Annotated in this window: 29 protein-coding genes; 1 reads left to right on the forward strand and 28 read right to left on the reverse strand. The window is 59.3% G+C overall.

From position 1 onward, the window contains the following. The first annotated feature begins 71 nt into the window (after window positions 1-71). Window positions 72-1562, forward strand: a complete 1491-nt coding sequence (locus MCRY_RS10430; RefSeq protein WP_085629545.1) for a DEAD/DEAH box helicase — start codon at window positions 72-74, stop codon at window positions 1560-1562. 56 nt (window positions 1563-1618) lie between these two features. On the opposite strand, the gene gph is transcribed toward MCRY_RS10430, so the two are convergent. The 28 genes from gph to MCRY_RS10570 form a co-directional block, all read right to left on the reverse strand. Then, a complete protein-coding gene (gene gph / locus MCRY_RS10435) occupies window positions 1619-2275 on the reverse strand; it encodes a phosphoglycolate phosphatase (protein WP_085629546.1) in 657 nt (218 codons plus the stop codon). Further along, the gene (locus MCRY_RS10440; RefSeq protein WP_085629548.1) at window positions 2272-3939 is read right to left on the reverse strand and encodes a ribonuclease J; all 1668 of its coding nucleotides are present in this window, start codon (window positions 3937-3939) and stop codon (window positions 2272-2274) included. Before MCRY_RS10440 ends, gph begins: the two co-directional genes overlap by 4 nt. A gap of 3 nt (window positions 3940-3942) precedes the next feature. Next, window positions 3943-4716 (reverse strand): type III pantothenate kinase, encoded by a 774-nt coding sequence (locus MCRY_RS10445; protein WP_085629550.1) that lies wholly within the window; start codon window positions 4714-4716, stop codon window positions 3943-3945. 11 nt (window positions 4717-4727) lie between these two features. After that, the gene (locus MCRY_RS10450) at window positions 4728-5462 is read right to left on the reverse strand and encodes a biotin--[acetyl-CoA-carboxylase] ligase (protein WP_171046198.1); all 735 of its coding nucleotides are present in this window, start codon (window positions 5460-5462) and stop codon (window positions 4728-4730) included. Between the two features lie 125 nt (window positions 5463-5587). Beyond that, on the reverse strand, window positions 5588-7030 hold the full coding sequence (gene nuoN, locus MCRY_RS10455; protein WP_085629554.1) for an NADH-quinone oxidoreductase subunit NuoN: 1443 nt from the start codon (window positions 7028-7030) through the stop codon (window positions 5588-5590). Between the two features lie 12 nt (window positions 7031-7042). Further along, window positions 7043-8587: an NADH-quinone oxidoreductase subunit M gene (locus tag MCRY_RS10460; protein ID WP_085629556.1), complete on the reverse strand. Its 1545-nt coding sequence runs from the start codon at window positions 8585-8587 to the stop codon at window positions 7043-7045. After that, a complete protein-coding gene (gene nuoL / locus MCRY_RS10465; protein ID WP_085629558.1) occupies window positions 8587-10692 on the reverse strand; it encodes an NADH-quinone oxidoreductase subunit L in 2106 nt (701 codons plus the stop codon). The genes MCRY_RS10460 and nuoL overlap by 1 nt, the downstream gene beginning before the upstream one ends. Window positions 10693-10697: 5 nt before the next feature. After that, window positions 10698-11003 (reverse strand): NADH-quinone oxidoreductase subunit NuoK, encoded by a 306-nt coding sequence (nuoK, locus tag MCRY_RS10470; RefSeq protein ID WP_072777106.1) that lies wholly within the window; start codon window positions 11001-11003, stop codon window positions 10698-10700. A gap of 71 nt (window positions 11004-11074) precedes the next feature. Next, a complete protein-coding gene (locus tag MCRY_RS10475) occupies window positions 11075-11677 on the reverse strand; it encodes an NADH-quinone oxidoreductase subunit J (RefSeq protein ID WP_085629560.1) in 603 nt (200 codons plus the stop codon). Continuing rightward, entirely contained in the window at window positions 11674-12084 is a 411-nt protein-coding gene (locus MCRY_RS10480) for a carboxymuconolactone decarboxylase family protein (RefSeq protein ID WP_085629562.1), read from the reverse strand. Before MCRY_RS10480 ends, MCRY_RS10475 begins: the two co-directional genes overlap by 4 nt. Beyond that, window positions 12081-12575 carry an NADH-quinone oxidoreductase subunit NuoI gene (nuoI, locus tag MCRY_RS10485; protein WP_085629564.1) on the reverse strand — a complete coding sequence of 165 codons (495 nt, stop codon included), beginning with the start codon at window positions 12573-12575 and terminating at the stop codon, window positions 12081-12083. The genes MCRY_RS10480 and nuoI overlap by 4 nt, the downstream gene beginning before the upstream one ends. Before the next feature lie 11 nt (window positions 12576-12586). Then, window positions 12587-13615, reverse strand: a complete 1029-nt coding sequence (gene nuoH / locus MCRY_RS10490) for an NADH-quinone oxidoreductase subunit NuoH (RefSeq protein ID WP_085629566.1) — start codon at window positions 13613-13615, stop codon at window positions 12587-12589. A 7-nt stretch (window positions 13616-13622) separates the two neighbouring features. Next, a complete protein-coding gene (locus MCRY_RS10495) occupies window positions 13623-13985 on the reverse strand; it encodes a hypothetical protein (protein ID WP_085629847.1) in 363 nt (120 codons plus the stop codon). Window positions 13986-14029: 44 nt separating this feature from the next. Further along, window positions 14030-16048 (reverse strand): NADH-quinone oxidoreductase subunit NuoG, encoded by a 2019-nt coding sequence (gene nuoG / locus MCRY_RS10500; protein WP_085629568.1) that lies wholly within the window; start codon window positions 16046-16048, stop codon window positions 14030-14032. A gap of 197 nt (window positions 16049-16245) precedes the next feature. After that, entirely contained in the window at window positions 16246-16641 is a 396-nt protein-coding gene (locus MCRY_RS10505) for a DUF5333 domain-containing protein (protein WP_085629570.1), read from the reverse strand. Window positions 16642-16731: 90 nt separating this feature from the next. Next, a complete protein-coding gene (locus MCRY_RS10510; protein ID WP_085629572.1) occupies window positions 16732-17064 on the reverse strand; it encodes a hypothetical protein in 333 nt (110 codons plus the stop codon). Window positions 17065-17254: 190 nt separating this feature from the next. Continuing rightward, window positions 17255-18553 (reverse strand): NADH-quinone oxidoreductase subunit NuoF, encoded by a 1299-nt coding sequence (gene nuoF, locus MCRY_RS10515; protein ID WP_085629574.1) that lies wholly within the window; start codon window positions 18551-18553, stop codon window positions 17255-17257. Window positions 18554-18556: 3 nt separating this feature from the next. Next, a complete protein-coding gene (locus MCRY_RS10520) occupies window positions 18557-18775 on the reverse strand; it encodes a DUF5337 domain-containing protein (protein ID WP_085629576.1) in 219 nt (72 codons plus the stop codon). Window positions 18776-18794: 19 nt separating this feature from the next. Beyond that, complete coding sequence (locus tag MCRY_RS10525; RefSeq protein WP_085629578.1) at window positions 18795-19733, reverse strand: hypothetical protein; 939 nt, start codon at window positions 19731-19733, stop codon at window positions 18795-18797. A 28-nt stretch (window positions 19734-19761) separates the two neighbouring features. Then, window positions 19762-21021: an NADH-quinone oxidoreductase subunit E gene (locus MCRY_RS10530; protein ID WP_085629580.1), complete on the reverse strand. Its 1260-nt coding sequence runs from the start codon at window positions 21019-21021 to the stop codon at window positions 19762-19764. An 8-nt stretch (window positions 21022-21029) separates the two neighbouring features. Beyond that, window positions 21030-21338 carry a hypothetical protein gene (locus tag MCRY_RS10535; protein WP_085629582.1) on the reverse strand — a complete coding sequence of 103 codons (309 nt, stop codon included), beginning with the start codon at window positions 21336-21338 and terminating at the stop codon, window positions 21030-21032. Next, entirely contained in the window at window positions 21335-21622 is a 288-nt protein-coding gene (locus MCRY_RS10540; RefSeq protein WP_085629584.1) for a hypothetical protein, read from the reverse strand. The genes MCRY_RS10535 and MCRY_RS10540 overlap by 4 nt, the downstream gene beginning before the upstream one ends. Further along, on the reverse strand, window positions 21619-22848 hold the full coding sequence (locus tag MCRY_RS10545) for an NADH-quinone oxidoreductase subunit D (RefSeq protein ID WP_171046206.1): 1230 nt from the start codon (window positions 22846-22848) through the stop codon (window positions 21619-21621). The genes MCRY_RS10540 and MCRY_RS10545 overlap by 4 nt, the downstream gene beginning before the upstream one ends. A gap of 10 nt (window positions 22849-22858) precedes the next feature. Continuing rightward, on the reverse strand, window positions 22859-23260 hold the full coding sequence (locus MCRY_RS10550; protein WP_171046199.1) for a nuclear transport factor 2 family protein: 402 nt from the start codon (window positions 23258-23260) through the stop codon (window positions 22859-22861). A 1-nt stretch (window position 23261) separates the two neighbouring features. Then, window positions 23262-23450 (reverse strand): hypothetical protein, encoded by a 189-nt coding sequence (locus MCRY_RS10555; RefSeq protein ID WP_238939630.1) that lies wholly within the window; start codon window positions 23448-23450, stop codon window positions 23262-23264. After that, complete coding sequence (locus tag MCRY_RS10560; RefSeq protein ID WP_085629590.1) at window positions 23447-24055, reverse strand: NADH-quinone oxidoreductase subunit C; 609 nt, start codon at window positions 24053-24055, stop codon at window positions 23447-23449. The genes MCRY_RS10555 and MCRY_RS10560 overlap by 4 nt, the downstream gene beginning before the upstream one ends. Next, complete coding sequence (locus MCRY_RS10565; RefSeq protein ID WP_085629851.1) at window positions 24052-24576, reverse strand: NuoB/complex I 20 kDa subunit family protein; 525 nt, start codon at window positions 24574-24576, stop codon at window positions 24052-24054. Before MCRY_RS10565 ends, MCRY_RS10560 begins: the two co-directional genes overlap by 4 nt. Further along, window positions 24576-24941, reverse strand: coding sequence for an NADH-quinone oxidoreductase subunit A (locus tag MCRY_RS10570; protein WP_085629592.1), 366 nt, complete (start codon window positions 24939-24941; stop codon window positions 24576-24578). Before MCRY_RS10570 ends, MCRY_RS10565 begins: the two co-directional genes overlap by 1 nt. Between the last annotated feature and the right edge of the window lie 244 nt (window positions 24942-25185).

Consider the following 25185-nt stretch of genomic DNA (forward strand, 5'->3'; position numbering starts at 1 on the left):
AACCACAGGGCCATGCGGGCCGGATGGCAACAGACGCACGGGCGTAGTCAGTCCGTGAATAACGGATACACATGACAAAATTCTCTGAGTTGAACCTCAACCCGAAAGTCCTGAAAGCTATTGAAGAGGCGGGCTACGACACGCCCACCCCCATTCAGGCAGGCGCCATTCCCCCGGCTTTGGAAGGACGCGACGTCCTTGGCATCGCGCAAACGGGAACTGGCAAGACCGCAAGCTTTACGCTGCCGATGATCACACTGCTCGCCCGTGGACGCGCCCGCGCCCGGATGCCACGCAGTCTCGTTCTGTGCCCGACACGCGAACTGGCGGCCCAGGTCGCTGAAAACTTCGACACCTATGCCAAGCACGTGAAGCTGACCAAGGCTCTGCTGATCGGCGGTGTCAGCTTTAAAGAACAAGATTTGCTGATCGACAAAGGCGTCGACGTGCTGATCGCCACACCGGGCCGTTTGCTGGACCATTTCGAACGCGGCAAGCTGCTGCTGACGGGTGTGCAGGTGATGGTCGTCGACGAGGCCGACCGCATGCTCGACATGGGGTTCATCCCAGATATCGAACGCATCTTCTCGCTCACGCCGTTCACACGCCAGACACTGTTCTTCTCGGCCACCATGGCGCCAGAGATCGAACGGATCACCAACACCTTCCTGTCGGCCCCGGCCCGCATCGAAGTGGCCCGTCAGGCCACAGCGTCCGAGACAATCGAACAGGGTGTGGTGATGTTCAAGGCGTCGCGCCGCGACCGCGAAGGCACGGAAAAGCGCGCGCTCCTGCGCAAGATGATCGAAGGTGAAGGCGACGCCTGCTCGAACGCGATCATCTTCTGCAACCGCAAGTCAGACGTGGATATCGTTGCAAAATCGCTCAAGAAATACGGTCTTGACGCGGCGCCCATCCATGGTGATCTGGACCAGTCCCAGCGGACAAAGACGCTGGAAGGCTTCCGGGAAGGCACGTTGCGCTTTCTCATCGCCTCCGACGTGGCCGCACGCGGGCTGGATGTACCTGCAGTGAGCCATGTGTTCAATTTCGATGTCCCCAGCCATGCCGAGGACTACGTGCACCGCATCGGCCGTACCGGACGTGCCGGGCGCAAGGGCAAGGCGATGATGATCTGCGGCGCGAAAGACGAAAAGAATTTCGACGCCATCGAAAAGCTGATCCAGAAAGAGATCCCGCGCATCGACAACCCGCTGGGCCACACCGAAGCCGCCCCGTCAGCGGACGAGACACCGGACGAAAAGAAAGACAGCAAACCCCGTCGTTCTCGTGGGGGACGTGGCCGTTCAAAACCAGTCGAGACGGCGCAAGACGTTCAGGTTGAGGCACAAGTCCCGGTTCAAGCCGAGGCTCCGAAAGAACCTGCAAAGGTTGAAAAACGCGACGACGAGCCAAAACAGGATCAGGATCGGTCCCGCAACCGCCGCAACGATCGCGGCGGGCGGAATGATCGCGGTGGCCGCGACAGCAATGTCGTGGGCATGGGCGACCACATGCCATCCTTCATCGCGCTGAGCTTTGACGAACGCCGCGCTGGCTGACCAAGGGCCGCGTTTCCGTTAACGGAAACGCGGCGATGCGATGACGCATCGCCCGCCTAGATCGGACGCAGGATCTCCTGACAGATGGCTGGTAGATCCTCGAACCGGTCAAACGCCCGATCATGCGGGATTGCGTCAATCGGCTTGGTTCGGATGCCTTCGGTGTAGAACGCAAACGACACTCCAGCCCGCTGCGCCGTTTCCGCATCAACATCGCTGTCCCCGACATAAACACCCATGTCAGCCCCCATCTGCTCGAACGCCAGATGCAGAGGGGCCGGATCGGGCTTGCGCACCGGCAATGTGTCGCCCGCGATGATCACGTCGAACCACTTGGTCAAATCAAGCGCATCCAACACAGCCGCCAATGGCCCACCGGGTTTGTTTGTGCAGATACCCAGCTTATAGCCTTCGGCCTTGAGCACCTTCACCGCGTCCAACGCCCCCGGAAACACCGTGGTCAGACCAGTGCTGGCTTTGTAATGCGTGATGAACTCGGCCATCAGCGCGTCATACTCTGCCGCATCAAGCGCTGTCGCCGCGATCAGCCGATCAAGAAACACCCGCTCCCCCATACCGACGAACCCGCCGATCTGTGTTTGAGGCAGCGGAAGCATGCCATGATCTGCCAAAAGCGCATTGGCCGCTGCCGCGATATCAGGAAGGCTGTCGATCAGCGTCCCGTCAAGGTCGAAGACAACCGCGCGCGTCATGCAAGCCTGCTGATCACAACGGTCACTTCGGGCTTCTTGCCAATTTCGTTCTGCGTCGTCTGACGCGCAATCCGGCGCAGCCCTTCTTCGAGCTTGTCATCGTCGGTGATGGTCTTGGCCCCGGCCCGACCGATAAACTGCGACAGGTCTTCTTCCAGCGCGTCGACCAACGGCGCGTTGCTGCGGCCGATCTCCGGCAAGCCCATGACTTCGCACCACGGCTCGCCCAGCAATTCGTCGTCTTCGTCCAGAATGACCGTGACAATCACATGCCCGTTCAGCGCCATGCGGATACGGTCCCGCACGATCCCGTCCAAGGCCCCAATCTTGACCGAGCCGTCCAGATAGGTGCGCCCCGTTTCGACATATTCGGCCACGGTCGGCTCATTGCCACTGAGATCGATCATCATGCCATTGACCGCCAGAACGCCCTTGCGTCCGCCCGCCCCGGCAACTTTCACATGTTCGCGCAGATGGCGATGTTCGCCATGCATCGGCACGACCAGTTGCGGGTTCACGACGGCATGCATGGTTTCCAGATCGGGACGGTTTGCATGGCCAGACACGTGGTATTTGCCAGAGCTGTCATCGACCACGTCCACCCCCTGCTCGGAAAACGCGTTCATGATCTGGATCACGCCACGTTCATTCCCGGGAATCGTTTTCGACGAGAACAGGAACATATCCCCTTCGGCCATTGTCAGACCTTGGTACTTGCCACGCGCAAGCTGCGCCGAGGCCGCACGCCGTTCGCCCTGGCTCCCAGTGACGATCAACATCAGGTTCTCGCGCGGGATCTGTGTGGCCTCTTCCGGGCTGATCACCGTTGGAAAATCCGCCAAAACGCTGGTCTTGATTGACGCTTCGATCATCCGCCGCATCGCGCGGCCCAACAGGCAGACCGATCGCCCGGCCCGAACCGCTGCTTCGGCCAGAGTTTTGACACGCGCCACGTTGGAGGCAAAAGTGGTCGCCACAACCATGCCCTTGGCATCGCGCACCAGCGTTTCGATCTCAGGACCAACGGTCGCCTCTGACCGACCTTCATGCAAGGAGAACACATTGGTGGAGTCGCAAATCAGTGCTTTCACACCCGGTTTGCCGATCTCTTCCCAAAGCGCCCGATCAAAGGCCTCGCCGACAACCGGTGTTTCATCAATCTTGAAGTCGCCCGAATGCACCAAGCGCCCCTTTGGCGTGTCGATCACCAGACCCGAACTTTCGGGAATGGAATGCGAGATTGGCAAGAACCCCACTTTGAACGGCCCGGCTTCAACGGTTTCGGGCCAAGGCGACACGGTCCGCACGGTTTCCGGCGACTGCCCCGCATCCTCCATCTTGAGCCGCGCGATATGCGCCGTGAAGGCCCGCGCGTAGATAGGCGCACCAAGCTCTTCCCAGAAATGCCCGACAGCGCCCACATGGTCCTCATGGGCGTGGGTGATAAAGATCGCCTCGAGCTGGTGACGGCGTTCCTTCAGCCATGTGATGTCCGGAAGGATCAGATCGACACCCGGTGTTCCATCCATGTCTGGAAAGGTCACACCGAGATCAACAAGGATCAGCCTTTCCTGACCCGGCTTGCCATAGCCATAGACATAGGCATTCATGCCAATTTCGCCGGCCCCGCCAAGGGGCAGGTAGATGATCCGTTCACCGCTCATGTTTTATCCGTTTTCTGTGTTATACGCGTGTATGACCGTCAGACCATGCATGGTCAGGTCATCTTCAATTGTGTCAAATAGCAGCTCACCCTGCGCGAACAAGGGCGCAAGCCCACCCGTGCCGATCACCTTCATCGGACGGCCATATTCAGCCTTGATGCGCGTCGTGATCCCCTGGATCAGCCCGACATAGCCCCAGAAGACACCCGACTGGATACAAGCCACTGTGTTGGTGCCGATCACACGCTCGGGCTGCGAGATATCCACATGCGGCAGCGCTGCAGCCCCCTGGTGCAACGCCTCGAGACTCAGGTTCACCCCCGGCGCGATCACACCACCGACATAAGCGCCATCCTCGGCCACAACGTCGAAATTCGTCGCCGTGCCGAAATCGACCACAACGCAGTCGCCACCATGCCGGTCGAAGGCCGCCACCGCATTGGCCAACCGGTCCGGCCCCACGCCGGTGCCCACATCGACCCGAGGCGGATGCGGCAACAGACATTCAGGCTTGCCCACAACGATGGGACGCACACCAAAGAACCGGTCAGAGAAGACTCGCAGGTTCCATACGACCCGCGGCACGGTCGACGAGATGATCACATCGGTGATATTCGGTTCGATCTTGTAATGGCCGATCAAGGTCGAGAACCACGTGAAATAGGCATCCGCAGTGCGCCCGTGATGGGTCGACGTGCGTAAGGTGCAAAGAAAGCGCGTGCCATCCCAGATCGAAAAGACGGTATTGGTATTGCCACAGTCGATGCACAGAAGCATGGCCTTGCCCCTTAAAAGAAAATATCCGCCGCGGCGATTGCCTGACGGCCTGCAGCGGTGTTTAAGACGATCCGCCCCTCGGCGTCCACAGTCTCGAACGTGCCCGCGACTTCGCGGTCACCCATCCGCGCGGTGACAACCTCACCCAACCGTGCCGCGCGGGTCAGCCACGCCTCCCGGATGGGCGCAAACCCGTAGGTCACGAATTGCGCCTCATGGCGCGCATAGGCCGCAGCAAGGATGTCAAGAAACACCTCTGGCGATACCTCGACCCCAAGACCGGACAACACTGAGACCGGCAGCACAGCACGGGCCTCCACTTCGGAAGACGCGGGCGCTGCAATCAAGTTCACACCGATCCCAATCGCCAAATGCGACCCGAGGCTTTCCAGCAGAATACCCGCCACCTTGCCCCCGGTCAAAAGCACATCATTCGGCCATTTGAGCGTCAGCCCATCGACACGGCCCGACACAGCAACCAAAGAATCGTAAAGCGCGAGCGCCGCCACAAAGCTGCGCAACGCGCGCTTTTCCGGCGCATCCGAGGTGGGCAGCACCAAAGTGGCCGCAAAGTTGCCCTCAGGGTTGACCCAGGCGCGGCCGCGCCGTCCCCGTGCCGCGGTTTGCCGCAGCGCGCAAATCCAAGTGGGCCCCGCCAAACCGGTTGCCTGTCGCCCGGCCTCAAGCATGGTACTGTCCACTTCGGCCAGCACCTGCCGCCCATATCCCAAAGGCCAATCAGACAAGATCACCCGCTCCTTCATCTTGCCAGATAAACTCCCGCCGGAGGCATCGCGACCCGCGCAGCGGGACGCAAAAAACAAAGCGACGCGCCAATGGCGCGTCACTGTCTCTTAACAAGAAAGCCGGTTTAGTTGACAAGGGTCGCCGCAGCAGCCGCAGCCGCACCTTCGATCCCGAACAGGTTGACCACGCCGACCACCATGATCACCGCGCTTGCCATCAGCATGCCCCAGAGTATCGGAGACCTGCTGCTGTCCAACGCGTCGTCACGCTCTTCGCCGAAATACATGTAGAAGACGATCCGCAGGTAGTAGAACGCCCCGATCACCGACGCGATCACGCCGGCAATCGCCAGCCACGCGAGCCCAGCCTCGTAAGCAGCCCGCAGCACGTAGAGCTTACCGAAGAAGCCCACCAGCGGCGGCACACCGGCCAAGCTGAACAGCAGCACCAGCATCGCCAGCGCTTTGCCCGGCTCACGCTTGGAATACATGTTCAGAGACCCGATGTTCGACACCGGCTGACCGTCGCGGTGCATCGACAGGATAAAGGCAAATGTGCCCACGTTCATAGTGACGTAGATCGCCATGTAGATCAGCATCGCCTGCACGCCGAACGCGGTGCCCGCCGCAAGACCCATCAGGGCATAGCCCATATGCGCGATGGACGAAAACGCCATCAGACGTTTGATGTCGGTCTGGCCGATGGCCGCGATGGCTCCAAGGAACATCGACAGCACCGACAGCAGCGCGATCACCTGGCTCCAGTCGCTGACCGCCGCACCGAACGCATCATGCATGACGCGTGCGAACAGCGCCATTGCCGCAACTTTTGGCGCGGTGGCAAAGAACGCGGTGACCGGCGTGGGCGAGCCTTCGTAGACGTCGGGTGTCCACATGTGGAACGGCACAGCCGACACTTTGAACGCCAGACCAGAAATCAGGAATACCAGACCAAAGAGCAGGCCAAGCGACAGATCGCCATGTACTGCCGTCTGGATGATGCCCGAGAAAAGCGTTGTGCCGGAATAGCCATAGACCAGCGAGGCACCATAAAGCAGAAGGCCGGAGGATAGCGCACCCAGCACAAAATACTTGAGGCCAGCCTCGGTCGACTTCAGGCTGTCGCGGCGCAAGGATGCCACGACGTACAGCGCCAGCGACTGCAGTTCGAGCCCCATGTAAAGCGCCATCAGGTCACCTGCGGACACCATCATCATCATGCCCACAACCGCCAGCGCGATCAGCAGCGGATATTCGAACCGCAGCAGGCCGCGACGGGTCATGTAGGCTTCGGACATCAGCAGCACGGCGGCGGCAGAGACAAGGATCACCACCTTGGCAAAGCGCGCAAACCCGTCATCGACGAACATGCCATTGAAGGCAATGTTGGTCCCTGCCCCGTTCAGCCCGATCCAGACCGCAAGGGCAAGGAACAGACCGCTCGTCACCCAGACCAGCAGCGACGCCGCCCCGTCCTTGACAGTGTAGACCGCGCCCAGAAGCGCCAGCATCGCATAAACGGCCAGCACGATTTCCGGCAGGATGATACCCAGATCAGCCGAGAGCATAGCCCAGCCCCCTTATTCGCTATGCGCGACCTGCGTGGCGAGATCCGCCTCCGCAACCGCGACTTGATAGTTGGAAACCAGCGCTTCGACCGACGGTCCGATCGTATCGAGGATCGGGGCCGGATAGACGCCAAAGAGGATCGTCGCCACAACCAGCGGCGCAAAGATCGCCCGCTCGCGGCGTGACATGTCGGTGATGGTCTTCAGGCTTTCCTTGATCAGGTCGCCCATGACCACCCGACGGTAGAGCCACAGCGCGTAAGCAGCCGACAGGATCACACCGGATGTGGCCACTGCCGCGATCCATGTATTGACCTGGAAGATGCCCATCAGTGTCAGGAATTCCCCGACAAAGCCCGATGTCCCCGGCAGGCCGACATTGGCCATGGTGAACAGCATGAAGATCAGCGCATAGGCCGGCATCCGGTTCACCAGACCGCCATAGGCGTCGATCTCGCGGGTGTGCATCCGGTCATAGATCACGCCGACACACAGAAAGAGCGCGCCCGAGATAAAGCCGTGGCTGATCATCTGGAAGATCGCGCCATCAATACCCTGCTGGTTGGCGGCAAAAATGCCCATGGTCACATAGCCCATGTGAGCGACGGAGGAATAGGCGATCAGCTTTTTCATGTCTTCCTGCACCAGCGCCACCAGCGAGGTGTAGACGATGGCAATCGCCGACATCCAAAGCACCAACGGGGCCAGCACATCCGATCCCACCGGGAACATCGGCAGGCTGAATCGCAGGAAGCCGTAGCCCCCCATTTTCAGCAGGATCGCAGCCAGAACAACAGACCCGGCGGTCGGTGCCTGAACGTGCGCATCCGGCAACCATGTGTGAACGGGCCACATCGGCATCTTGACAGCAAACGACGCAAAGAAGGCGAGGAACAGAAGCGTCTGCATGCCGCCCACGATCTGAATCCCGAGAAGCGAGAAGCTTTCCGATCCGAACTGGTGCACCAGCAGCTGTTCGATATCGGTGGTGCCCGCGTCCGAGAACATCGCAACCATCGCCACCAGCATCAGCACCGAGCCAAGGAAGGTGTAGAGGAAGAACTTGAACGACGCGTAGATGCGGTTCTTGCCACCCCAGATGCCGATGATCAGGAACATCGGGATCAGGCCCGCCTCGAAGAAGAGGTAGAACAGCACCAGATCCAGCGCCATGAACACGCCCAGCATGAGCGTTTCCAACAGCAGGAATGCGATCATGTATTCCTTGACGCGGGTGTTCACGTCCCAGCTTGCCGCAATCACCAGCGGCATCATGAACGTGGTGAGCATGACGAACAGGACCGAAATCCCATCGACACCCATCTTGTATTGCAAGCCCAACAACCACTCACCCTGCTCGACCATCTGGAACCTGGTGTTCTGGGGGTCGAACTGGAACAGGATGAAGAGCGAGATCAGGAAGGTGGCCGAGGTCGCAATCAACGCCAACCATTTGGCGTTCCGATTGGCCGCCTCATCGTCGCCCCGCAGGAAGACCAGCAGGATCACAGCCGCCAGTGCTGGCAGGAACGTGACAATGGAAAGAAGGTTATCCATCAGTGTGCTCCTCCGCTCAGCGTCATCCAGGTGACAAGGGCTGCGATGCCGATCACCATGAAGAAGGCATATGTAAAGATGTAACCAGACTGCGCCTTACCAGCCAGCCGCGTGAGCATCGGGATAAAGCCCATGGCCACACCGTTGATCGACCCGTCGATGACATTGCCATCGCCGCGCTTCCACAGAAGACGACCGACCATGCTGGCGGGTTTGACGAAAAGGAAATCGTAAATCTCGTCGAAATACCATTTGTTCAGAAGGAACAGGTACAGTGGACGCTGACTTTCGGCCAAACGCTTGGGCAGCTTTGGATTGACGATGTAGAACCAGTAGGCTGTCGCAAGACCAAGCAGCATCGCGATGAACGGGCTGACCTTGACCCATTTCGGCACTTCATGCGCTTCGTTTATGATGTCGTTATCGGGGCCGACATAGATGGCACCCTCGCCTGGCTGACCGGCAAAGACATAGTGATGCTCACCACCCTTGGCCTCTTCGCCATGTCCGGCATCCGCCGCAGCGGTCTCACCATGGCCTTCGCCCTCGGCGGAATGCTCACCGGCTTCGGCATAGGGCACACCAAAGAATTTCGCGACACTGTCGGTGTGACCAAAGAAGCTGTTGTACCAGATGGCCCCAGCAAAGATCGACCCAAGGCTCAGAACGCCCAGCGGGATCAGCATGATCATCGGGCTCTCATGCGCGTGTTCATGCGTGTGCTTGTCGCCGCGCGGCTTGCCGTAGAAGGTCAGGAACATCAGACGCCAGCTGTAGAAGCTTGTGAACAGCGCCGCGATAACCAGCATCCAGAAGGCATAGCCCATCGGACCGGCAGCATAGGCGCTTTCGATCACCGCATCCTTGGACGCGAAGCCAGCAAAGCCGATCCAGCCGGTAAGCGGGATACCCACGCCTGTGATGGCCAACGTGCCGATCATCATCGCGCCGAACGTGTACGGGATCTTTTTCCGCAGGCCGCCATAGTTCCGCATGTCCTGCTCGTGGTGCATCGCATGGATGACCGACCCTGCGCCAAGGAACAACATCGCCTTAAAGAACGCATGCGTGAACAGGTGGAACATCGCCACGCTATAGGCACCAACGCCTGCGGCCACGAACATATACCCCAGCTGAGACATGGTCGAATACGCGATCACGCGTTTGATATCGGTCTGCACCAAGCCGATGGTCGCCGCGACAAAGGCAGTCGACGCGCCAAGGAAGGTCACGAACATCATCGCTTCAGGCGCAAACTCCATCAGTGGCGACATGCGGCAGACAAGGAACACGCCCGCCGTCACCATGGTTGCCGCGTGGATCAATGCCGACACAGGCGTCGGGCCTTCCATCGCGTCCGGCAGCCATGTGTGCAGGAACAATTGTGCCGATTTGCCCATTGCGCCGATGAACAGCAGGAAGGCGATCAGGTTGGCCGCGTTCCATTCGGTCCACAGGAAGGACAGCTGCGTTTCCGCAAGCGTCGGCGCGGCTGCAAAGATGTCGTCAAAGCGAATGCTGTCGACAAGGAAATACAGCGCGAAGATACCCAGTGCGAAGCCAAAGTCACCCACCCGGTTGACCACGAACGCCTTGATCGCAGCGGCATTGGCCGATGGCTTGCGGTAATAGAAACCGATCAGCAGGTAGGACGCGACGCCCACGCCTTCCCAGCCAAAGAACATCTGAACAAGGTTGTCCGATGTGACCAGCATCAGCATGGCGAAGGTAAAGAACGACAGGTAGGCAAAAAAGCGCGGCTTGTAGCTTTCGCCCTCTTTCCACTGCGGGTCGTGATCCATGTAGCCAAACGAATACAAATGCACGAGCGCCGACACGGTGGTCACGACGATCAGCATGGTCGCCGTCAGACGGTCCAGACGGATCGCCCATTCGGTACTCAGCGTACCGGATTCAATCCAGCGCAGAATGTTGATGGTCTCGGTGACGCCGTCATGGGTCAGGAAGACGATCCACGAAAGCACACAGGCAAAGAACAGAAGGCCCGTGGCCACCCATTGCGCGGCAGTCTCTCCGATGAATTTCCAGCCAAAGCCACACAGAATGGCGCCGACCAGCGGGGAAAACAGAATAAGCGTTTCCATGATCGTCAGCCCTTCATCACGTTGACATCTTCAACCGCGATAGAGCCACGGTTGCGGAAGAAACAGACGAGGATCGCAAGGCCGATGGCCGCTTCGGCGGCAGCGACCGTGAGGACAAACAAGGTGAACACCTGCCCCACCAGATCGCCAAGGAAGCTCGAGAACGCGACAAGGTTGATGTTCACCGCGAGCAGCATCAATTCGATGCTCATCAGCAGGATGATTACGTTCTTGCGGTTCAGGAACAGCCCGAAAATCCCGATCACGAACAGCACGGCTGCCACTGTCAGGTAATGCTCAAGTCCTATCATCACGTCCCTCCGGGGTGTGCCCCGTCGTTTTCTTTGTCAAAGCGCCCCAATCGGATCGGGGCTGCGTATCTTTACAGGCCCTGACCGGGCTTCACGTCTTTCAGTTCCATCGCCTTGGCCGGATCGCGGTACATCTGCGCCAGCACGTTCTGACGCTTGACGTCCGACCGGTGCCGCAGTGTGAGGACAATCGCACCGATCATCGCCACCAGCAGGATCAGACCCGCAAGCTGGAAGAGCAGAAAATACTGATCGTAGAGGATCATGCCCAACGCTTCGGTGTTGTGTCGGTCTACCGGAACCACCTGCGCGCGCAGCCCCTCGGCCGCTGCGTTGCTTTCCCATGCGCCAAACGCCAGCGCAAATTGCATCAGGATGATGACCCCAAACAGCAACGCCAGTGGCACATACCGCGCCATCTCGGCCTTCAGTTCGGCGAAATCCACATCAAGCATCATCACGACGAACAGGAACAGAACCGCCACCGCGCCCACGTAGACGATCACCAGAAGCATCGCCACGAATTCCGCGCCCAGAAGCACAAACAACCCGGCAGAGGACAGAAAGGCGAGGATCAGCCACAGCACTGAATGTACGGGATTGCGGCTGATGACCGTGAACAGCCCACCCGCAATGGTGCAAATGGCAAAGAGGTAGAAGGCAAAGACGCTCATGTCTCGTCATCCTTTTTGTCGTCTTCCATGACATCCCGCGCAAGTTCCATCGCGCGGGTCATGGCGGGTATACCGGCGAACATCGACATCTGTGCGATGGTCTCGGCAATCTCGTCTTTGGTGGCACCTGCGGCCAAAGCGTGGCGCACGGTCATGCGCACTTGCGTATCAGCCTGCGCGCCTTGCATTGTCAGACCAGCCAACGTCAGCAGCAGCCGCGTCTTGGCATCCAGCCCATCTTTGCTGATCCCCTTGCCGAACCACATCTCCATGGCGTCTTTCGGCATGGTCGGCCACATCTTTTCAAACCCCTTGGGGTCGAATGACGACAGCGCCGGATTGAAGGCCTTCGCCATCTCCTGCGCCTGCTGCATCATCAGCTCGAATGGGGTTTTGGCGTCGCTCATCGGTACGGCGCGTCCAGTTCGAGGTTGCGCGCGATCTCGGCTTCCCAGCGGTCGCCGTTGTCCAAGAGCTTGGCCTTGTCGTAGTAAAGCTCTTCGCGGGTCTCGGTCGAGAACTCGAAATTCGGGCCTTCGACAATCGCATCCACCGGGCACGCCTCTTGGCAGAAGCCGCAATAGATGCACTTGGTCATGTCGATGTCATAGCGCGTCGTGCGGCGCGAGCCGTCGTCGCGGGGTTCGGCATCGATGGTGATCGCCTGCGCCGGGCAGATCGCCTCGCACAGTTTGCAGGCGATGCAGCGCTCTTCACCATTCGGATAGCGACGCAGCGCATGTTCGCCGCGGAAACGTGGGGACAAAGGCCCCTTTTCATGTGGGTAGTTCAGCGTTGCCTTAGGCGCGAAGAAGTACTTTAGACCAAGCTTCATGCCCTGATAAAAGTCCTGCAACAAGAAGTACTTGGCGGCGCGTCCGTAGTCGATCTGCGTCATCGTTGCTCTCCTTATACCCAGCGCGCGAATGCGCCCCAGAACCAGTCGAATTTCGCTGCAAACGCCACGAAGACCACCCACGCAAGGCTGAACGGAAGGAACACTTTCCAACCAATGCGCATCAGCTGGTCGTAGCGGTAACGGGGCGTGATCGCCTTCACCATCGCGAAGATGAAGAAGAAGAACGCCATCTTGCCGACCATCCACAGCGCACCATCCGGCAGCCCAGGAATGGGCGACAGCCAGCCACCGAAGAACAACAGGCTCATCAGCGCGCACATCAGGAAGATGGCGATGTATTCCCCCGCCATGAACAGCAGGAACGGCGTGGATGAGTATTCCACCTGATAGCCCGCAACCAGTTCAGATTCCGCTTCGGGAAGGTCGAACGGTGGGCGGTTGGTTTCAGCCAAGGCACTGATCAGGAACAGGAACACCATCGGGAAATGCGGCAGCCAGTACCACGAGAAAAACCCGTAATCCCCATCCTGTGCCCGCACGATGTCACCAAAATTCATCGATCCGGTTGAGATGATGATGCCGATAATGATCAGACCCAGCGACACTTCGTAGGAAATCATCTGCGCGGCAGACCGCAGCGAGCCAAGGAACGGATACTTGGAGTTCGACGCCCATCCCCCCATGATCACGCCGTACACCTCAAGCGAGGACACGGCAAAAACGAACAGGATCGCCACGTTGATGTCTGACAGAACCCAGCTGTCATTGAACGGGATCACCGCCCAAGCCACCATCGCCAGCACGAAACTGGTCATCGGGGCGAGCATGAACACCGGCTTGTCGGCACCCGCAGGCACAACCACTTCCTTGACGACATATTTCAGCGCGTCGGCCACGGTTTGCAGCAGGCCGTAAGCGCCGACCACGTTCGGTCCGCGCCGCATCTGGACGGCTGCCCAGATTTTCCGGTCGCCATAGACGAGGAAGAGAAGGCTGACCATCACAAAGCCCAGTACCGCAAGACACTGTGCGACGATGATCACGCCGATCCCTAGGGGGGTGGTAAAGAAGTCAGCCATCACGTCCTCAAACCATCGGTATTCCGTTTTCAACGCAGGAGGCGGTCACGACTTCGGCGTCGATGGTCCGCACCCCACGGGGCAGCGCCGGCGAGATGGTGTAAACCGCATCTCCTCGCCAGAGGCCAGCCTCTTCGTATACATTTGTGCGCAAATGCCGCGCAAACCCGTAACCCCGGATCAGCGCGTATTGCGCCGCAGCGCATTCGGCATAATCCTCAACATCCGACGGCCCGCGCGCACCGCGCATCTCAACCTCGAACCGCACCAGATCACCGTCCAGCAATGCGGTTTCCACGCCCTCGTAATTCGGCGAAAACCGCGTCACGGTTGGCTGGGCTGCATCACAGCCGGACAAACCGCCCGCCATCGCCAGCGCAACAGGTGTTATGACCGCCAGATGGCGCACCCCGTTCACTCCGCCGCGATCTTGGTGTCCTTGCGGGCTTTGACCCCCGCAGAGAGTTCCGCCATCAAACTGCTTGCCCGCGCGATCGGATTGGTCAGATAGAAATCCTGAATGGCATTGCGGAAATCCGCATCGCCCAACTTGCCCGCGGGCTCGGCCTGCCACTCGTTCTCAGGAACTTGGTCAACCATCGCCAGATGCGGCACGTCCTTGACCAGCGCCTGACGCAGTTGCGCAAGACTGTCGAAGGGAAGCGTGGCACCCAGTTCTGCAGACAACGCCCGCAGGATCGCCCAGTTTTCCTTGGCCTCACCCGGAGCGAACCCGGCACGAAGCGCCAATTGCGGGCGGCCTTCGGTGTTGACAAAGAGGCCCTGCTCTTCGGTATAGGCGGCACTCGGCAGGATGATGTCGGCGCGGTGTGCACCGCGGTCGCCATGGCTGCCTTGGTAGATCACGAAAGGCCCAGCAGCGATGTCGACCTCGTCCGAGCCGAGGTTGTAGATCACCTCTGCGCCATCAATGGCTTTGTCCATGCCGCCTTCGGTGGTGCACGCCACATCCATCGCACCAACGCGACCGGCTGCGGTGTGCAGAACCAGGAATTTCGACTGTCCCGCCTCGGCGGTTTTCATCGCTGTCCCTAGAACAGCTGCGCCATCAACCTCGCGCAACGCGCCTTGGCCGATGATCATCACACCCGGTACACCATGCTTATCGGAATGATCCATCTCGGCCAGCTTGGCCAGCGCATCGCGGCCTGTGCCAAGGTGAATATAGTCATAGGTCAGATCGACCGGCTCTCCGATAAGGGCAACTTTGGCACCCGCCGCCCAGGCCTTGCGAATCCGCGCGTTCAGCACCGGCGCTTCTTCGCGCGGGTTGGTGCCGATCAGCAGGATCATGTCCGCTGTATCAATATCTTCGATAGCTGCAGTGCCGACATAACCCGACCGATTACCCGCAGGCAGCTTTGCGCCATCGGTGCGGCATTCGACGTTCCCGCCCTGCCCTTCGATCAGTGCTTTCAACGCATAGGCAGCTTCGGTTGGGGCGAGATCGCCCACCAGACCAGCAACCTTCTTGCCCTTCATCGCTTCGGCAGCTTTGGTCAGTGCCTCAGGCCAAGATGCAGGACGCAGCTTGCCATTCTCGCGGATGTAGGGCTTGTCCAGACGCTGACGGCGCAGACCGTCCCAGACAAAGCGGGTTTTGTCGGAAATCCACTCTTCGTTCACGCCGTCATGGTTGCGCGGCAGGAACCGCATCACTTCGCGACCCTTGGTATCGACGCGAATGTTGGACCCAAGCGCGTCCATCACGTCGATGGATTCGGTTTTGGTCAATTCCCACGGACGGGCGGTGAAGGCGTAGGGCTTGGACACCAGAGCACCCACCGGGCACAGGTCGATGATATTGCCCTGCATATTGGAATTGAGCGTCTCACCAAGATAAGACGTGATTTCGCTGTCTTCGCCCCGGCCTGTCTGGCCCATCTGGCTGATCCCCGCGACCTCGGTCGTGAAACGGACACAGCGGGTGCAGGAAATGCAGCGCGTCATGTGGGTTTCAACGAGCGGGCCAAGATCCAGATCCTCGACCGCGCGCTTGGGTTCGCGGAAGCGGCTGAAATCGACGCCGTAAGCCATCGCCTGATCCTGAAGGTCACATTCGCCACCCTGATCGCAGATTGGGCAATCCAGCGGGTGGTTGATGAGCAGGAACTCCATCACCCCTTCGCGCGCCTTTTTCACCATCGGGCTGTTGGTCTTGACCACCGGCGGCTGACCTTCGGGTCCGGGGCGCAAATCCTTGACCTGCATCGCGCAGCTTGCGGCAGGTTTGGGCGGGCCACCGACCACTTCGACAAGACACATCCGGCAGTTGCCAGCGATGGAAAGACGTTCATGATAGCAGAAGCGCGGCACCTCGATCCCGGCTTGTTCACAAGCCTGAATCAGCGTCATCGCGCCTTCTACTTCAACTTCGTTCCCATCAATGATGATCTTGCGCAAGTCAGACATGCCCGAGCCCTTTGTTCCCATTTGGCTGGCGCAGTCGATGCCGTGGCAAACAGGCGATCGGCTGACGTCGCCCGCCTTCTAACGTGGCTTGTTGGATTAGGCCAGATCTTCAGGCAAAAAGTTGCGGTGAAATATCGACGCGGGGCGCATTTTGCTGCACCTGCACAAAATGCCGCAAGGCCAACGCTGTCAGAGGCTTATCTGAGCAACTGCCCGATCACGGTCTGGGCCTGAATTTGTTCTTGCCCAAACCGGCACAAAGCCGGGATGTCATCCGGACGCACGCCGTTTGCCTGCAAGTACTGTTCGGCCTTGACCTTCATCCGGGCTTTTTCAGCTTTGGAGGTGACGTAGGCTTCCACCTCGTCGTCGGTATAGCCCAAATCACGGGCCAGAGATTTCAACCGCGTGAGTTCTGAATAGGCGCGGATCAGGCGGGCATTGATATCGTTGCAGGACTTCCGGATCGCATCGGCAATCGCCACATGCATCAACGCGTCGTCGATTTCCGCCACATCCCGCAGTGCCGGCTTGGCAAATGCCGCGCCAGAAAAGGAGAGACTCGCAATCAATAGGGCCGTCAAAAGTCGCATCGGATCACTCAGGTTGGTCTGTGGTAAATATGGGGGCGCACGCGACGGCTATTCAATATCAAGCGCCACACCTTTTGAAATTTCAGCGATTTATGGCTCAAAACAGCGCCCGGTAAGGACAACGCGGTCATCTTCGATCACCAGTTGATCATCCGGAACATCGGGACCGTTGATCCATGTCACATCCGAACTGCCCAGATAGGCGATGCAGTGCTGGACGACCTGATAGGTTGCGGCTTGTTTTGCGCCCTCAAGGCTGACCGAAGCGGGACCGCCGCGCGCGACAAATCCCGCGCGGTCGCTGCGTTCGGACCGCAAATCGCCACCGAACCGCGCGCCGTCATAGGTCACGGTGTCCAAATCGCCCCGCCCGCAAGCCGCAAGCAGACACAAGACCGATGCACAGAGCCAACCAGCTTTCATGGAGCTACCCCTTGGAATGTCTTGCCGCACCATGCGCTTAGACGCGGCACGCTTGCAACCCCCGAGCATGGTCAATGGCCTTTGAAACGAAAAAAGGCGCGTTGACGCGCCTTTCTTAAAGACCGTTCGGATGGCCTAACAACACGGTTTTCAAACCACGTGATTAGGCCGTTTCGAAACGGCTTGCCGCCTACTCCGCCGCAACCGCGCTGACGCGGCCGGTTTTCTGCGCCTTGATGCGGTCCTCGATCTCATCGCGGAAGTTCTTGATCAGACCCTGGATCGGCCAGGCCGCCGCATCGCCAAGCGCACAAATGGTGTGTCCTTCGACTTGCTTGGTCACGTCGAACAGCATGTCGATCTCCTCGACCTCAGCCTCGCCGCGCACAAGACGATCCATGACGCGCATCATCCACCCTGTGCCTTCGCGGCAGGGCGTACACTGGCCGCAGCTTTCGTGTTTGTAGAACTTGGACAGACGCCAGATCGCCTTGATGATGTCGGTCTCCTTGTCCATCACGATGACCGCTGCGGTGCCAAGGCCAGAACCAAGCTCACCTCGCAGATAGTCGAAATCCATGATCGCATCGCGCATGTTTTCACCGCGCACGCAGGGCACGGACGACCCGCCGGGGATTACGGCTTTGAGGTTGTCCCAACCGCCGCGAATGCCGCCGCAATGCTTTTCGATCAGTTCTTCAAACGAGATCGACATGGCCTCTTCAACAACACACGGGTTGTTCACATGACCCGAAATCGCAAACAGTTTGGTGCCTGCATTGTTTTGGCGGCCAAAGCCCGAGAACCATTCGCCGCCCCGACGCAGAATGGTCGGCACAACGGCAATGGATTCGACGTTGTTCACAGTGGTCGGGCAGCCATAGAGCCCCGACCCCGCCGGGAATGGCGGCTTCATGCGCGGCATACCCTTTTTGCCTTCCAGGCTTTCCAGCAGCGCGGTTTCTTCACCGCAGATATAGGCACCCGCGCCGTGGTGCAGGTAGATATCGAAATCCCATCCCGATCCAGACGCGTTCTTACCGACAAGCCCGGCATCGTATGCCTCGTCGATGGCGTTCTGCAGGGCTTCTTTTTCGCGGATGTATTCGCCGCGAATGTAGATGTAGCAAGCATGCGCCTGCATCGCGAAAGACGCGATCAGGCAGCCTTCGACCAGAGTGTGCGGATCATGGCGCATGATCTCGCGGTCCTTGCAGGTGCCCGGCTCGGATTCATCTGCGTTCACAACGAGATAGCTTGGGCGGCCATCACTTTCCTTAGGCATGAACGACCACTTGAGACCCGTCGGGAAGCCAGCGCCCCCCCGGCCCCGCAGGCCCGAGGCCTTCATCTCGTCGATGATCCAATCCCGGCCCTTTTCAATCAGCTTGGCCGTGCCATCCCAATGGCCACGCGCCTGCGCACCCTTGAGGGTCCGGTCGTGCATCCCGTAGATATTGGTAAAGATCCGGTCCTGATCGCTCAGCATTGCTTAATCCTTGTCAGCCTGGCGCGCACGCCAGAGTTGGTATGTCATCCAAAGTCCTGCCCCGAACCCCGCCATCGCTGCGAGGTCGAACAGCGCCCGAACTCGTTGGCTCCAGCCATATTGGGATCCGATGGCGGTCACCAAGATCCAGAAGAGGCCGATTGCGGCGATCAAAAGCGCAATACGCCGTCCTTTTCGTGCCTCGTCTGAATCCCGGCTCATGGTCTGGTCTCAATCCCCGTCAGTACACATCACCGTCATCGACGCGCTTGGAGAATTCTGTCTCCCCGCCAGAGGCGAGAATTTTCGCTTGTTCGACCCAATTGTCACGCGACACGCGGCCTTTGAACCCTTCGAGGTTGGCATTCACCCAAGCCTCTTCATCAGCGGTCCAGTTGGCAATCTGGTCAAAATGGAAAAAGCCCATAGAGTGAAGCATCTTTTCCATCTTCGGCCCCACACCCTTGATTTCCTTAAGGTTGTCCGGGCCGCCTTCGCGGGCCGCAGTCAGGGTGGCGGGCTTGGTGCCCTCGTCGCTGCCTTCGGCTTTTCCGTCGCCATCAAAATCGGGGGTTGCCTCAGCTGCGGGGGCCGATTTTGCAGCGGCTTTCTTCGCCGGAGCTTTGGCTTCGGACTCGTATTTCCATTCACCCTTCTTCGCAGCAAGCTCGTCCTGACCAGCCAGAGGCGTCGAAGGTTTCACTTGTGCGCCGGCTTCTGCATCGGCTTGTGCACTTGCGGCCTGAACGGTTTCCTTGGGGCTTGCGGCGGGCGCAGGTGCTGCGGGAGCAGAGGCCGCAGCGGCAGGTGCGGAGGAACCAACCGGCGCGGCTTTGGCCGGGCTGGTGCTCTCGTCCGCAATCGGCGCTGGCGGCACAGAGACCGGCGGTGCATTCGGCGATGCCGCTTTGGGGGCCGCTGCCTTTGGTGCAGATGCGGACGTCTCACGCACGCTCGCAGCATCAATGTTTCCGGGGCCGCGCGCGGCAGGCAGGTCACGACAGAAAATCCAGCTGAACGCGAGTCCCAGGACAGCGAATGCCAGACCAGCCATGAAGATGGACCCGATCAGGCCCCAGCCTCCAATGACGATCAGCAAGATGAAGACAAGAAGCCCCACCCCTGCGGCCAAGGCCCATGATCCTATTTGGCAACCGAAGCCAGAATTCTCTTTTTGCATTCGTACTCTCCCTGTCCGTGTTCAGATGTTACTTGTCGTAAACATCACCTTTCTTGACACGTGCAGAAAACTCTGTCTCGCCGCCTGAGGCAAGTGTCTTGGCCTGTTCGACCCAATTATCGCGGGACACGCGGCCCTTGAACCCTTCAAGGTTCTGATCAACCCAAGCCACCTCGTCTGCGGTCCAGCCTGCGATCTGATCAAAATGAAAAAATCCTAGGCGGTTGCACAATTCGGCCAGCTTGGGACCGATGCCCTTGATCCGCTTCAGGTCATCGCCCTGCCCGTCACGCGCTTCCGTCAGGGTCTCGGGCTTGGTGCCCGGTCCCTCAGCGGCCTCGGGTGCAGGGGTCGACGGCTCTTCACGCTCGACCTGCTTGGCGGTTGTCGCCTTGGCGTATTTCCACGTGCCCTTGCGCGCAGCCAGCTCGGTCTCGCCAGCCAGTTCGGAGGATGGTTTCACCATCGACGCCGCATCCGGCGAAGGTGCGTTTTCCGGCTTGGGCGCGGCCTCTGCTGCGGGGCGCGACGGCGTGGTCACGTCATTGGCGGCCTTGGCCACGGTCTGCGGACGCCCGCCTGCGTCACCCCAAGGGTGCAACAGCGGAATTTCGGTCCCGTCGATCCGTTTGACCGTATCACCAATGTCGGTGGCCAGCTGCACCGACGCATTGTACTTATGACGACCACTTTCGAAATTGGTCAGGCTGGTGAGGCCGGATTTCGGCTCGGCCGCATACCGCCCATTCTGCGGACCGGGAACCGGCACTTCGCCCGCAACCAGTTCGTCAAGGATCTCTGCGAACCGCGCAGCGGTCAGGTCTTCATAGTAATCTTTGCCGATCTGCGCCATCGGCGCGTTTGCACAGGCACCAAGGCACTCGACCTCTTCCCATGTCAGCTTGCCGTCCGCCGACAGAGTGTGCGGCTTCGGCGCGATCTTTTCCTTGCAGACCGCAACCAAATCTTCGGCACCGCAGATCATGCAGGACGTGGTGCCGCAAATCTGGATATTCGCAACAGAGCCAACGGGTTGCAACTGAAACATGAAGTAAAAAGACGCCACTTCAAGCGCCCGCATATACGCCATACCAAGCATGTCCGCGACCGCTTCGATCGCCGGACGGGTCAGCCAGCCTTCCTGCTCTTGCGCGCGCCACAACAGCGGAATGATCGCGCTGGCCTGACGGCCTTCGGGATACTTGGTGATCTGTGCTTCGGCCCACGCCTGGTTCGCAGGAGTGAAAGCAAAGCTTGCGGGTTGTTCGGAATGAAGGCGTCGTAGCATGTCGGTTCCTATTGCGTCATCACACAGACAACGGGAATGTTCGGTATGGTGCGGCTCTTGGCAGTTCCAGCCAGTTCCGCAAGAAGCGCAGTTTGTCGCGTGGCTTGATTCTCGGGTGTGTCGAAGAGAAAGCAAAGGTAGATGTCAGAGCCGTTGGCCATGCCATACAGCGTGTTGCCGGACCCGCCCGTTCCAAACGGCGCAAAACCCTGCGCGCTCATATCAGAGGAAAACACATAATCCGACTGTCCCGGCTCAAAGGCCATCGCAGCAGGTCCGGCACAGGCCAGAACAGCTATGACAGCCAAACGGATCATTCCGGTGCGCAGCTCCCTGTGATCAGGCGAACACCGCCGTTCTCAAGTTTCACAGCCTGTTCCGAGGCGACCCGGAAGGCGGCGGTCTGGATCACCTGCTCGCGCGTCAGCCCGGTCTGGAGTTCCACTGGCAGGTAGTCGCTTTCGCCGACCAGATCACAACCGATTGAGGCAACCGCCTCATCGAAGGCGACCAGATCAACCGGCGTCACGCCTTCGGGTGGCATGGCACAGGCAGCAAGCAGGCCCAAACCTGCCAAAGGAGCAAAGAACCGTGCTGTCATCTGTCAATCTCTCCGAACACGACATCCATCGTACCGATGATGGCGGCCACGTCGGCCAGTTGGTGACCCGTGGCCACATGGTCCATCGCTTGCAGGTGCAAGAAACCTGGCGCACGCAGCTTGGCGCGGTAGGGTTTGTTGCTGCCATCCGCCACAAGGTAGACGCCGAATTCACCCTTGGGGGCCTCGACGCAGGCATACACCTCGCCCTCGGGCACATGGAAACCTTCGGTATAGAGTTTGAAGTGGTGGATCAGCGCTTCCATCGAGGTCTTCATCTCGGACCGTTTCGGCGGCGTGACCTTACCACGGGCAAGGATATCACCCTGCCCTTCGGGCGCGCGCAGCTTTTCGATGGCCTGCTTGATGATCTTCAGTGACTGACGCATCTCTTCCATGCGGACAAGGTAGCGATCATAGCAATCGCCGTTCTTGCCCACCGGGATCTGGAAGTCGAACTCGTCATAGCATTCGTAAGGCTGCGAGCGGCGCAAATCCCATGCAAGACCCGATCCACGCACCATCACACCTGAGAAACCCCATTCAAGGATTTCCTCTTCGGTCACGACGCCGATATCAGCGTTACGTTGCTTGAAGATGCGGTTTTCGGTCAGAAGGCCGTCGATATCCCCCAGAACGCGCGGGAATTCATCTGCCCACTGGTCGATATCGTCAATCAGATCGCCGGGCAGATCCTGATGTACCCCGCCGGGGCGGAAATACGCGGCGTGCAGACGCGCTCCACAGGCCCGCTCGTAGAACACCATCAGCTTCTCGCGCTCTTCAAAACCCCAAAGCGGCGGCGTCAGCGCGCCCACGTCCATCGCCTGTGTGGTGACGTTGAGCAGGTGGTTCAGAACACGGCCAATCTCGGAATAGAGCACCCGGATCAGCGACGCACGACGCGGCACCTCCACGCCCGTGAGGCGTTCGATCGCCAAGCACCATGCATGTTCCTGGTTCATCGGCGCCACATAATCCAGCCGGTCGAAATACGGCAGGTTCTGCAGATATGTCCGGCTTTCCATCAGCTTTTCGGTGCCACGGTGCAGCAGGCCGATATGCGGGTCGCAGCGTTCTACAATTTCGCCGTCCAGCTCAAGAACAAGGCGCAAAACACCGTGCGCCGCAGGGTGCTGTGGGCCAAAGTTGATGTTGAAGTTGCGGATGCTCTGTTCGCCAGAGACCGCGTCGATACTTCCGTCGTCGAATTTGGAGCCGTCCATCATGCTCTCCTCATTCCGCTGCATCCAGACGGGCCGCCGTCCGGAATACTTTGGTCAACAGTTTCCATGATCCATCCGTGAGGACGAACCCAAGGTGATCTTCGTAGCGGGCTGGGGGAACATCCACCCAAAGATGCACACGCGCCATGCAGTCGCCGCTGACATCCACGCCCAGTATCTCGTAGGACGCGTCACCACTGAACGCTGTCCGTCCCGACACCCGCTCCAGATACGCCGCCTTGTCCCAATGCTGGGTCGTGCCGTCATCATTCACCAGCGTCATGCTGAATTGGTCGTGGCACATATCCGCAAACACATCCGCGCGTGCGTAGTAAACCGCTTCAGAATACGCCACAGCCTGCGCGAAAACCGCGTCGAACGTCCGCATTTTGGTTGCCGCGCTGGCGTCCATATCAGCCCCGCCCTGCCTCATCCGACTTGAACGCCATGATCCAGAGAAAGACCAAGGCGACCAGCGGGAAAATCGTCAAAAGCGCCGCCCAGCTGGGCAGACCGTAACGAGGCAGCAGCTTCCAGAAGGGCACGACGATCAACACGCCGATAACCAAGAACCACAGAAAACCACCGCCGCCTCCCATCATGCTTTGGCGTCCTGCTTTTCGTCACCCGGCAGCACATATTGCGCGCCTTCCCATGGGGACATGAAATCGAACTGCCGGTACTCCTGAACAAGGCTCACCGGCTCGTACACCACGCGCTTTTTCTCTTCGTCGTAGCGCACTTCGGTGTAACCCGTGGTCGGAAAGTCCTTGCGCAGGGGATAGCCGCGGAAGCCGTAATCCGTGAGGATGCGGCGCAGATCCGGATGGCCCGAGAACAGAATGCCGAACATGTCGAACACTTCGCGTTCGAACCAGTTGGCGCTGGGATGCACATCGGTGATCGACGGCACCATTTCGTCTTCGCGGATGCTGACCCGCAAACGGATGCGGTGGTTCTGGTACATCGACAGGAAGTGGTAGACCACGTCGAACCGCTTGGGGCGATCCGGGTAATCCACCGCCGTGATGTCCACCAGCGACGAGAACTTGCAGGTATTGTCGGTCTTCAGAAATTCGACAAACCCCGCGATATTCGACGGCGCCACATCGACGTTCAATTCACCATGGGTCACGTCCCATGCAATCACGCAATCTGTGCGTTTGAGCTCAAGATGCTGGCCAAGTTCGTTGAGGGCTTCACTCATCGTACAATTGTCCCTGTCCGGCGGATCTTCCGTTGCAGCGCCATGATGCCGTAAAGCAGCGCTTCCGCTGTCGGCGGGCAGCCCGGCACGTAAACGTCAACCGGCACGATCCGGTCACAGCCGCGCACGACGGAATAGCTATAGTGATAGTACCCACCACCATTGGCGCAGGACCCCATCGAGATCACGTAACGCGGCTCGGGCATCTGGTCGTAGACCTTGCGCAAGGCTGGCGCCATCTTGTTGGTCAGCGTGCCTGCGACAATCATAAGGTCCGACTGGCGCGGCGATGCGCGCGGTGCTGTCCCGAACCGTTCAAGATCGTAGCGCGGCATCGAGGTGTGCATCATCTCGACCGCACAGCAGGCCAGACCAAAGGTCATCCAGTGCAGCGATCCGGTACGCGCCCAGTTGATGATGTCTTCGGTCGACGTCAGAAGGAACCCCTTGTCCGCAAGCTGCGCATTGAGCGCCTGCGTTGCGTGTTCCTTGTCCGCCCCTGCGGTATTCGCGCCAGCCATCACTCCCATTCCAGCGCTCCTTTTTTCCACTCATAGGCAAAACCGATGGTCAAAACACCCAAGAACACCATCATCGACCAGAAGCCGGTCATACTAATGTCTTGAAAGGCCACCGCCCACGGGAAGAGGAAGGCAATTTCCAGATCGAAAATGATGAAGAGGATCGACACGAGATAAAAGCGTACATCGAACTTCATCCGGGCATCGTCGAACGCGTTGAACCCGCATTCATAGGCTGACACCTTTTCAGGGTCCGGGTTGCGCACCGCGATGATCACGGCAGCAAGGATCAGGACAAGGCCCAATCCGATGGCTATGGCCAAAAATACGAGGATTGGCAGGTATTCCCGCAGCATGTCTTCCAAGACGAGGCTCCTTTTCCCATCGCGCACCAAGACGCGCCGTCAAGTGGCGAGGTTGACTTGGGGCTGATCTACTCCCGTCTCTGCCAAGGGTCAACCGCAGGGCAACATCTTACACGCAACGAATATTTGCGTGAAAACAGATGGATCATGGGGATTTTGCCCCTGTTTCTAGGGACATGCGGCAATTGGGCGGCACTGACGACCCGACCCGACCGCGCCGTTGCGTCGCGGCATCTGCCAGATC

Source organism: Marivita cryptomonadis (assembly GCF_002115725.1).
Taxonomy (GTDB): domain Bacteria; phylum Pseudomonadota; class Alphaproteobacteria; order Rhodobacterales; family Rhodobacteraceae; genus Marivita; species Marivita cryptomonadis.

What these genes read in the sequence shown, in the direction of transcription:
- MCRY_RS10430 (WP_085629545.1), top strand. Translation starts at nt 72, where the DNA reads ATGACAAAATTCTCTGAGTTGAACCTCAACCCGAAAGTCCTGAAAGCT.
- gph (WP_085629546.1), bottom strand. Translation starts at nt 2,275, where the DNA reads ATGACGCGCGCGGTTGTCTTCGACCTTGACGGGACGCTGATCGACAGC.
- MCRY_RS10440 (WP_085629548.1), bottom strand. Translation starts at nt 3,939, where the DNA reads ATGAGCGGTGAACGGATCATCTACCTGCCCCTTGGCGGGGCCGGCGAA.
- MCRY_RS10445 (WP_085629550.1), bottom strand. Translation starts at nt 4,716, where the DNA reads ATGCTTCTGTGCATCGACTGTGGCAATACCAATACCGTCTTTTCGATC.
- nuoN (WP_085629554.1), bottom strand. Translation starts at nt 7,030, where the DNA reads ATGCTCTCGGCTGATCTGGGTATCATCCTGCCGGAAATCGTGCTGGCC.
- MCRY_RS10460 (WP_085629556.1), bottom strand. Translation starts at nt 8,587, where the DNA reads ATGGATAACCTTCTTTCCATTGTCACGTTCCTGCCAGCACTGGCGGCT.
- nuoL (WP_085629558.1), bottom strand. Translation starts at nt 10,692, where the DNA reads ATGGAAACGCTTATTCTGTTTTCCCCGCTGGTCGGCGCCATTCTGTGT.
- nuoK (WP_072777106.1), bottom strand. Translation starts at nt 11,003, where the DNA reads ATGATAGGACTTGAGCATTACCTGACAGTGGCAGCCGTGCTGTTCGTG.
- MCRY_RS10475 (WP_085629560.1), bottom strand. Translation starts at nt 11,677, where the DNA reads ATGAGCGTCTTTGCCTTCTACCTCTTTGCCATTTGCACCATTGCGGGT.
- MCRY_RS10480 (WP_085629562.1), bottom strand. Translation starts at nt 12,084, where the DNA reads ATGAGCGACGCCAAAACCCCATTCGAGCTGATGATGCAGCAGGCGCAG.
- nuoI (WP_085629564.1), bottom strand. Translation starts at nt 12,575, where the DNA reads ATGACGCAGATCGACTACGGACGCGCCGCCAAGTACTTCTTGTTGCAG.
- nuoH (WP_085629566.1), bottom strand. Translation starts at nt 13,615, where the DNA reads ATGGCTGACTTCTTTACCACCCCCCTAGGGATCGGCGTGATCATCGTC.
- MCRY_RS10495 (WP_085629847.1), bottom strand. Translation starts at nt 13,985, where the DNA reads ATGGCGGGCGGTTTGTCCGGCTGTGATGCAGCCCAGCCAACCGTGACG.
- nuoG (WP_085629568.1), bottom strand. Translation starts at nt 16,048, where the DNA reads ATGTCTGACTTGCGCAAGATCATCATTGATGGGAACGAAGTTGAAGTA.
- MCRY_RS10505 (WP_085629570.1), bottom strand. Translation starts at nt 16,641, where the DNA reads ATGCGACTTTTGACGGCCCTATTGATTGCGAGTCTCTCCTTTTCTGGC.
- MCRY_RS10510 (WP_085629572.1), bottom strand. Translation starts at nt 17,064, where the DNA reads ATGAAAGCTGGTTGGCTCTGTGCATCGGTCTTGTGTCTGCTTGCGGCT.
- nuoF (WP_085629574.1), bottom strand. Translation starts at nt 18,553, where the DNA reads ATGCTGAGCGATCAGGACCGGATCTTTACCAATATCTACGGGATGCAC.
- MCRY_RS10520 (WP_085629576.1), bottom strand. Translation starts at nt 18,775, where the DNA reads ATGAGCCGGGATTCAGACGAGGCACGAAAAGGACGGCGTATTGCGCTT.
- MCRY_RS10525 (WP_085629578.1), bottom strand. Translation starts at nt 19,733, where the DNA reads ATGCAAAAAGAGAATTCTGGCTTCGGTTGCCAAATAGGATCATGGGCC.
- MCRY_RS10530 (WP_085629580.1), bottom strand. Translation starts at nt 21,021, where the DNA reads ATGCTACGACGCCTTCATTCCGAACAACCCGCAAGCTTTGCTTTCACT.
- MCRY_RS10535 (WP_085629582.1), bottom strand. Translation starts at nt 21,338, where the DNA reads ATGATCCGTTTGGCTGTCATAGCTGTTCTGGCCTGTGCCGGACCTGCT.
- MCRY_RS10540 (WP_085629584.1), bottom strand. Translation starts at nt 21,622, where the DNA reads ATGACAGCACGGTTCTTTGCTCCTTTGGCAGGTTTGGGCCTGCTTGCT.
- MCRY_RS10545 (WP_171046206.1), bottom strand. Translation starts at nt 22,848, where the DNA reads ATGGACGGCTCCAAATTCGACGACGGAAGTATCGACGCGGTCTCTGGC.
- MCRY_RS10550 (WP_171046199.1), bottom strand. Translation starts at nt 23,260, where the DNA reads ATGGACGCCAGCGCGGCAACCAAAATGCGGACGTTCGACGCGGTTTTC.
- MCRY_RS10555 (WP_238939630.1), bottom strand. Translation starts at nt 23,450, where the DNA reads ATGATGGGAGGCGGCGGTGGTTTTCTGTGGTTCTTGGTTATCGGCGTG.
- MCRY_RS10560 (WP_085629590.1), bottom strand. Translation starts at nt 24,055, where the DNA reads ATGAGTGAAGCCCTCAACGAACTTGGCCAGCATCTTGAGCTCAAACGC.
- MCRY_RS10565 (WP_085629851.1), bottom strand. Translation starts at nt 24,576, where the DNA reads ATGGCTGGCGCGAATACCGCAGGGGCGGACAAGGAACACGCAACGCAG.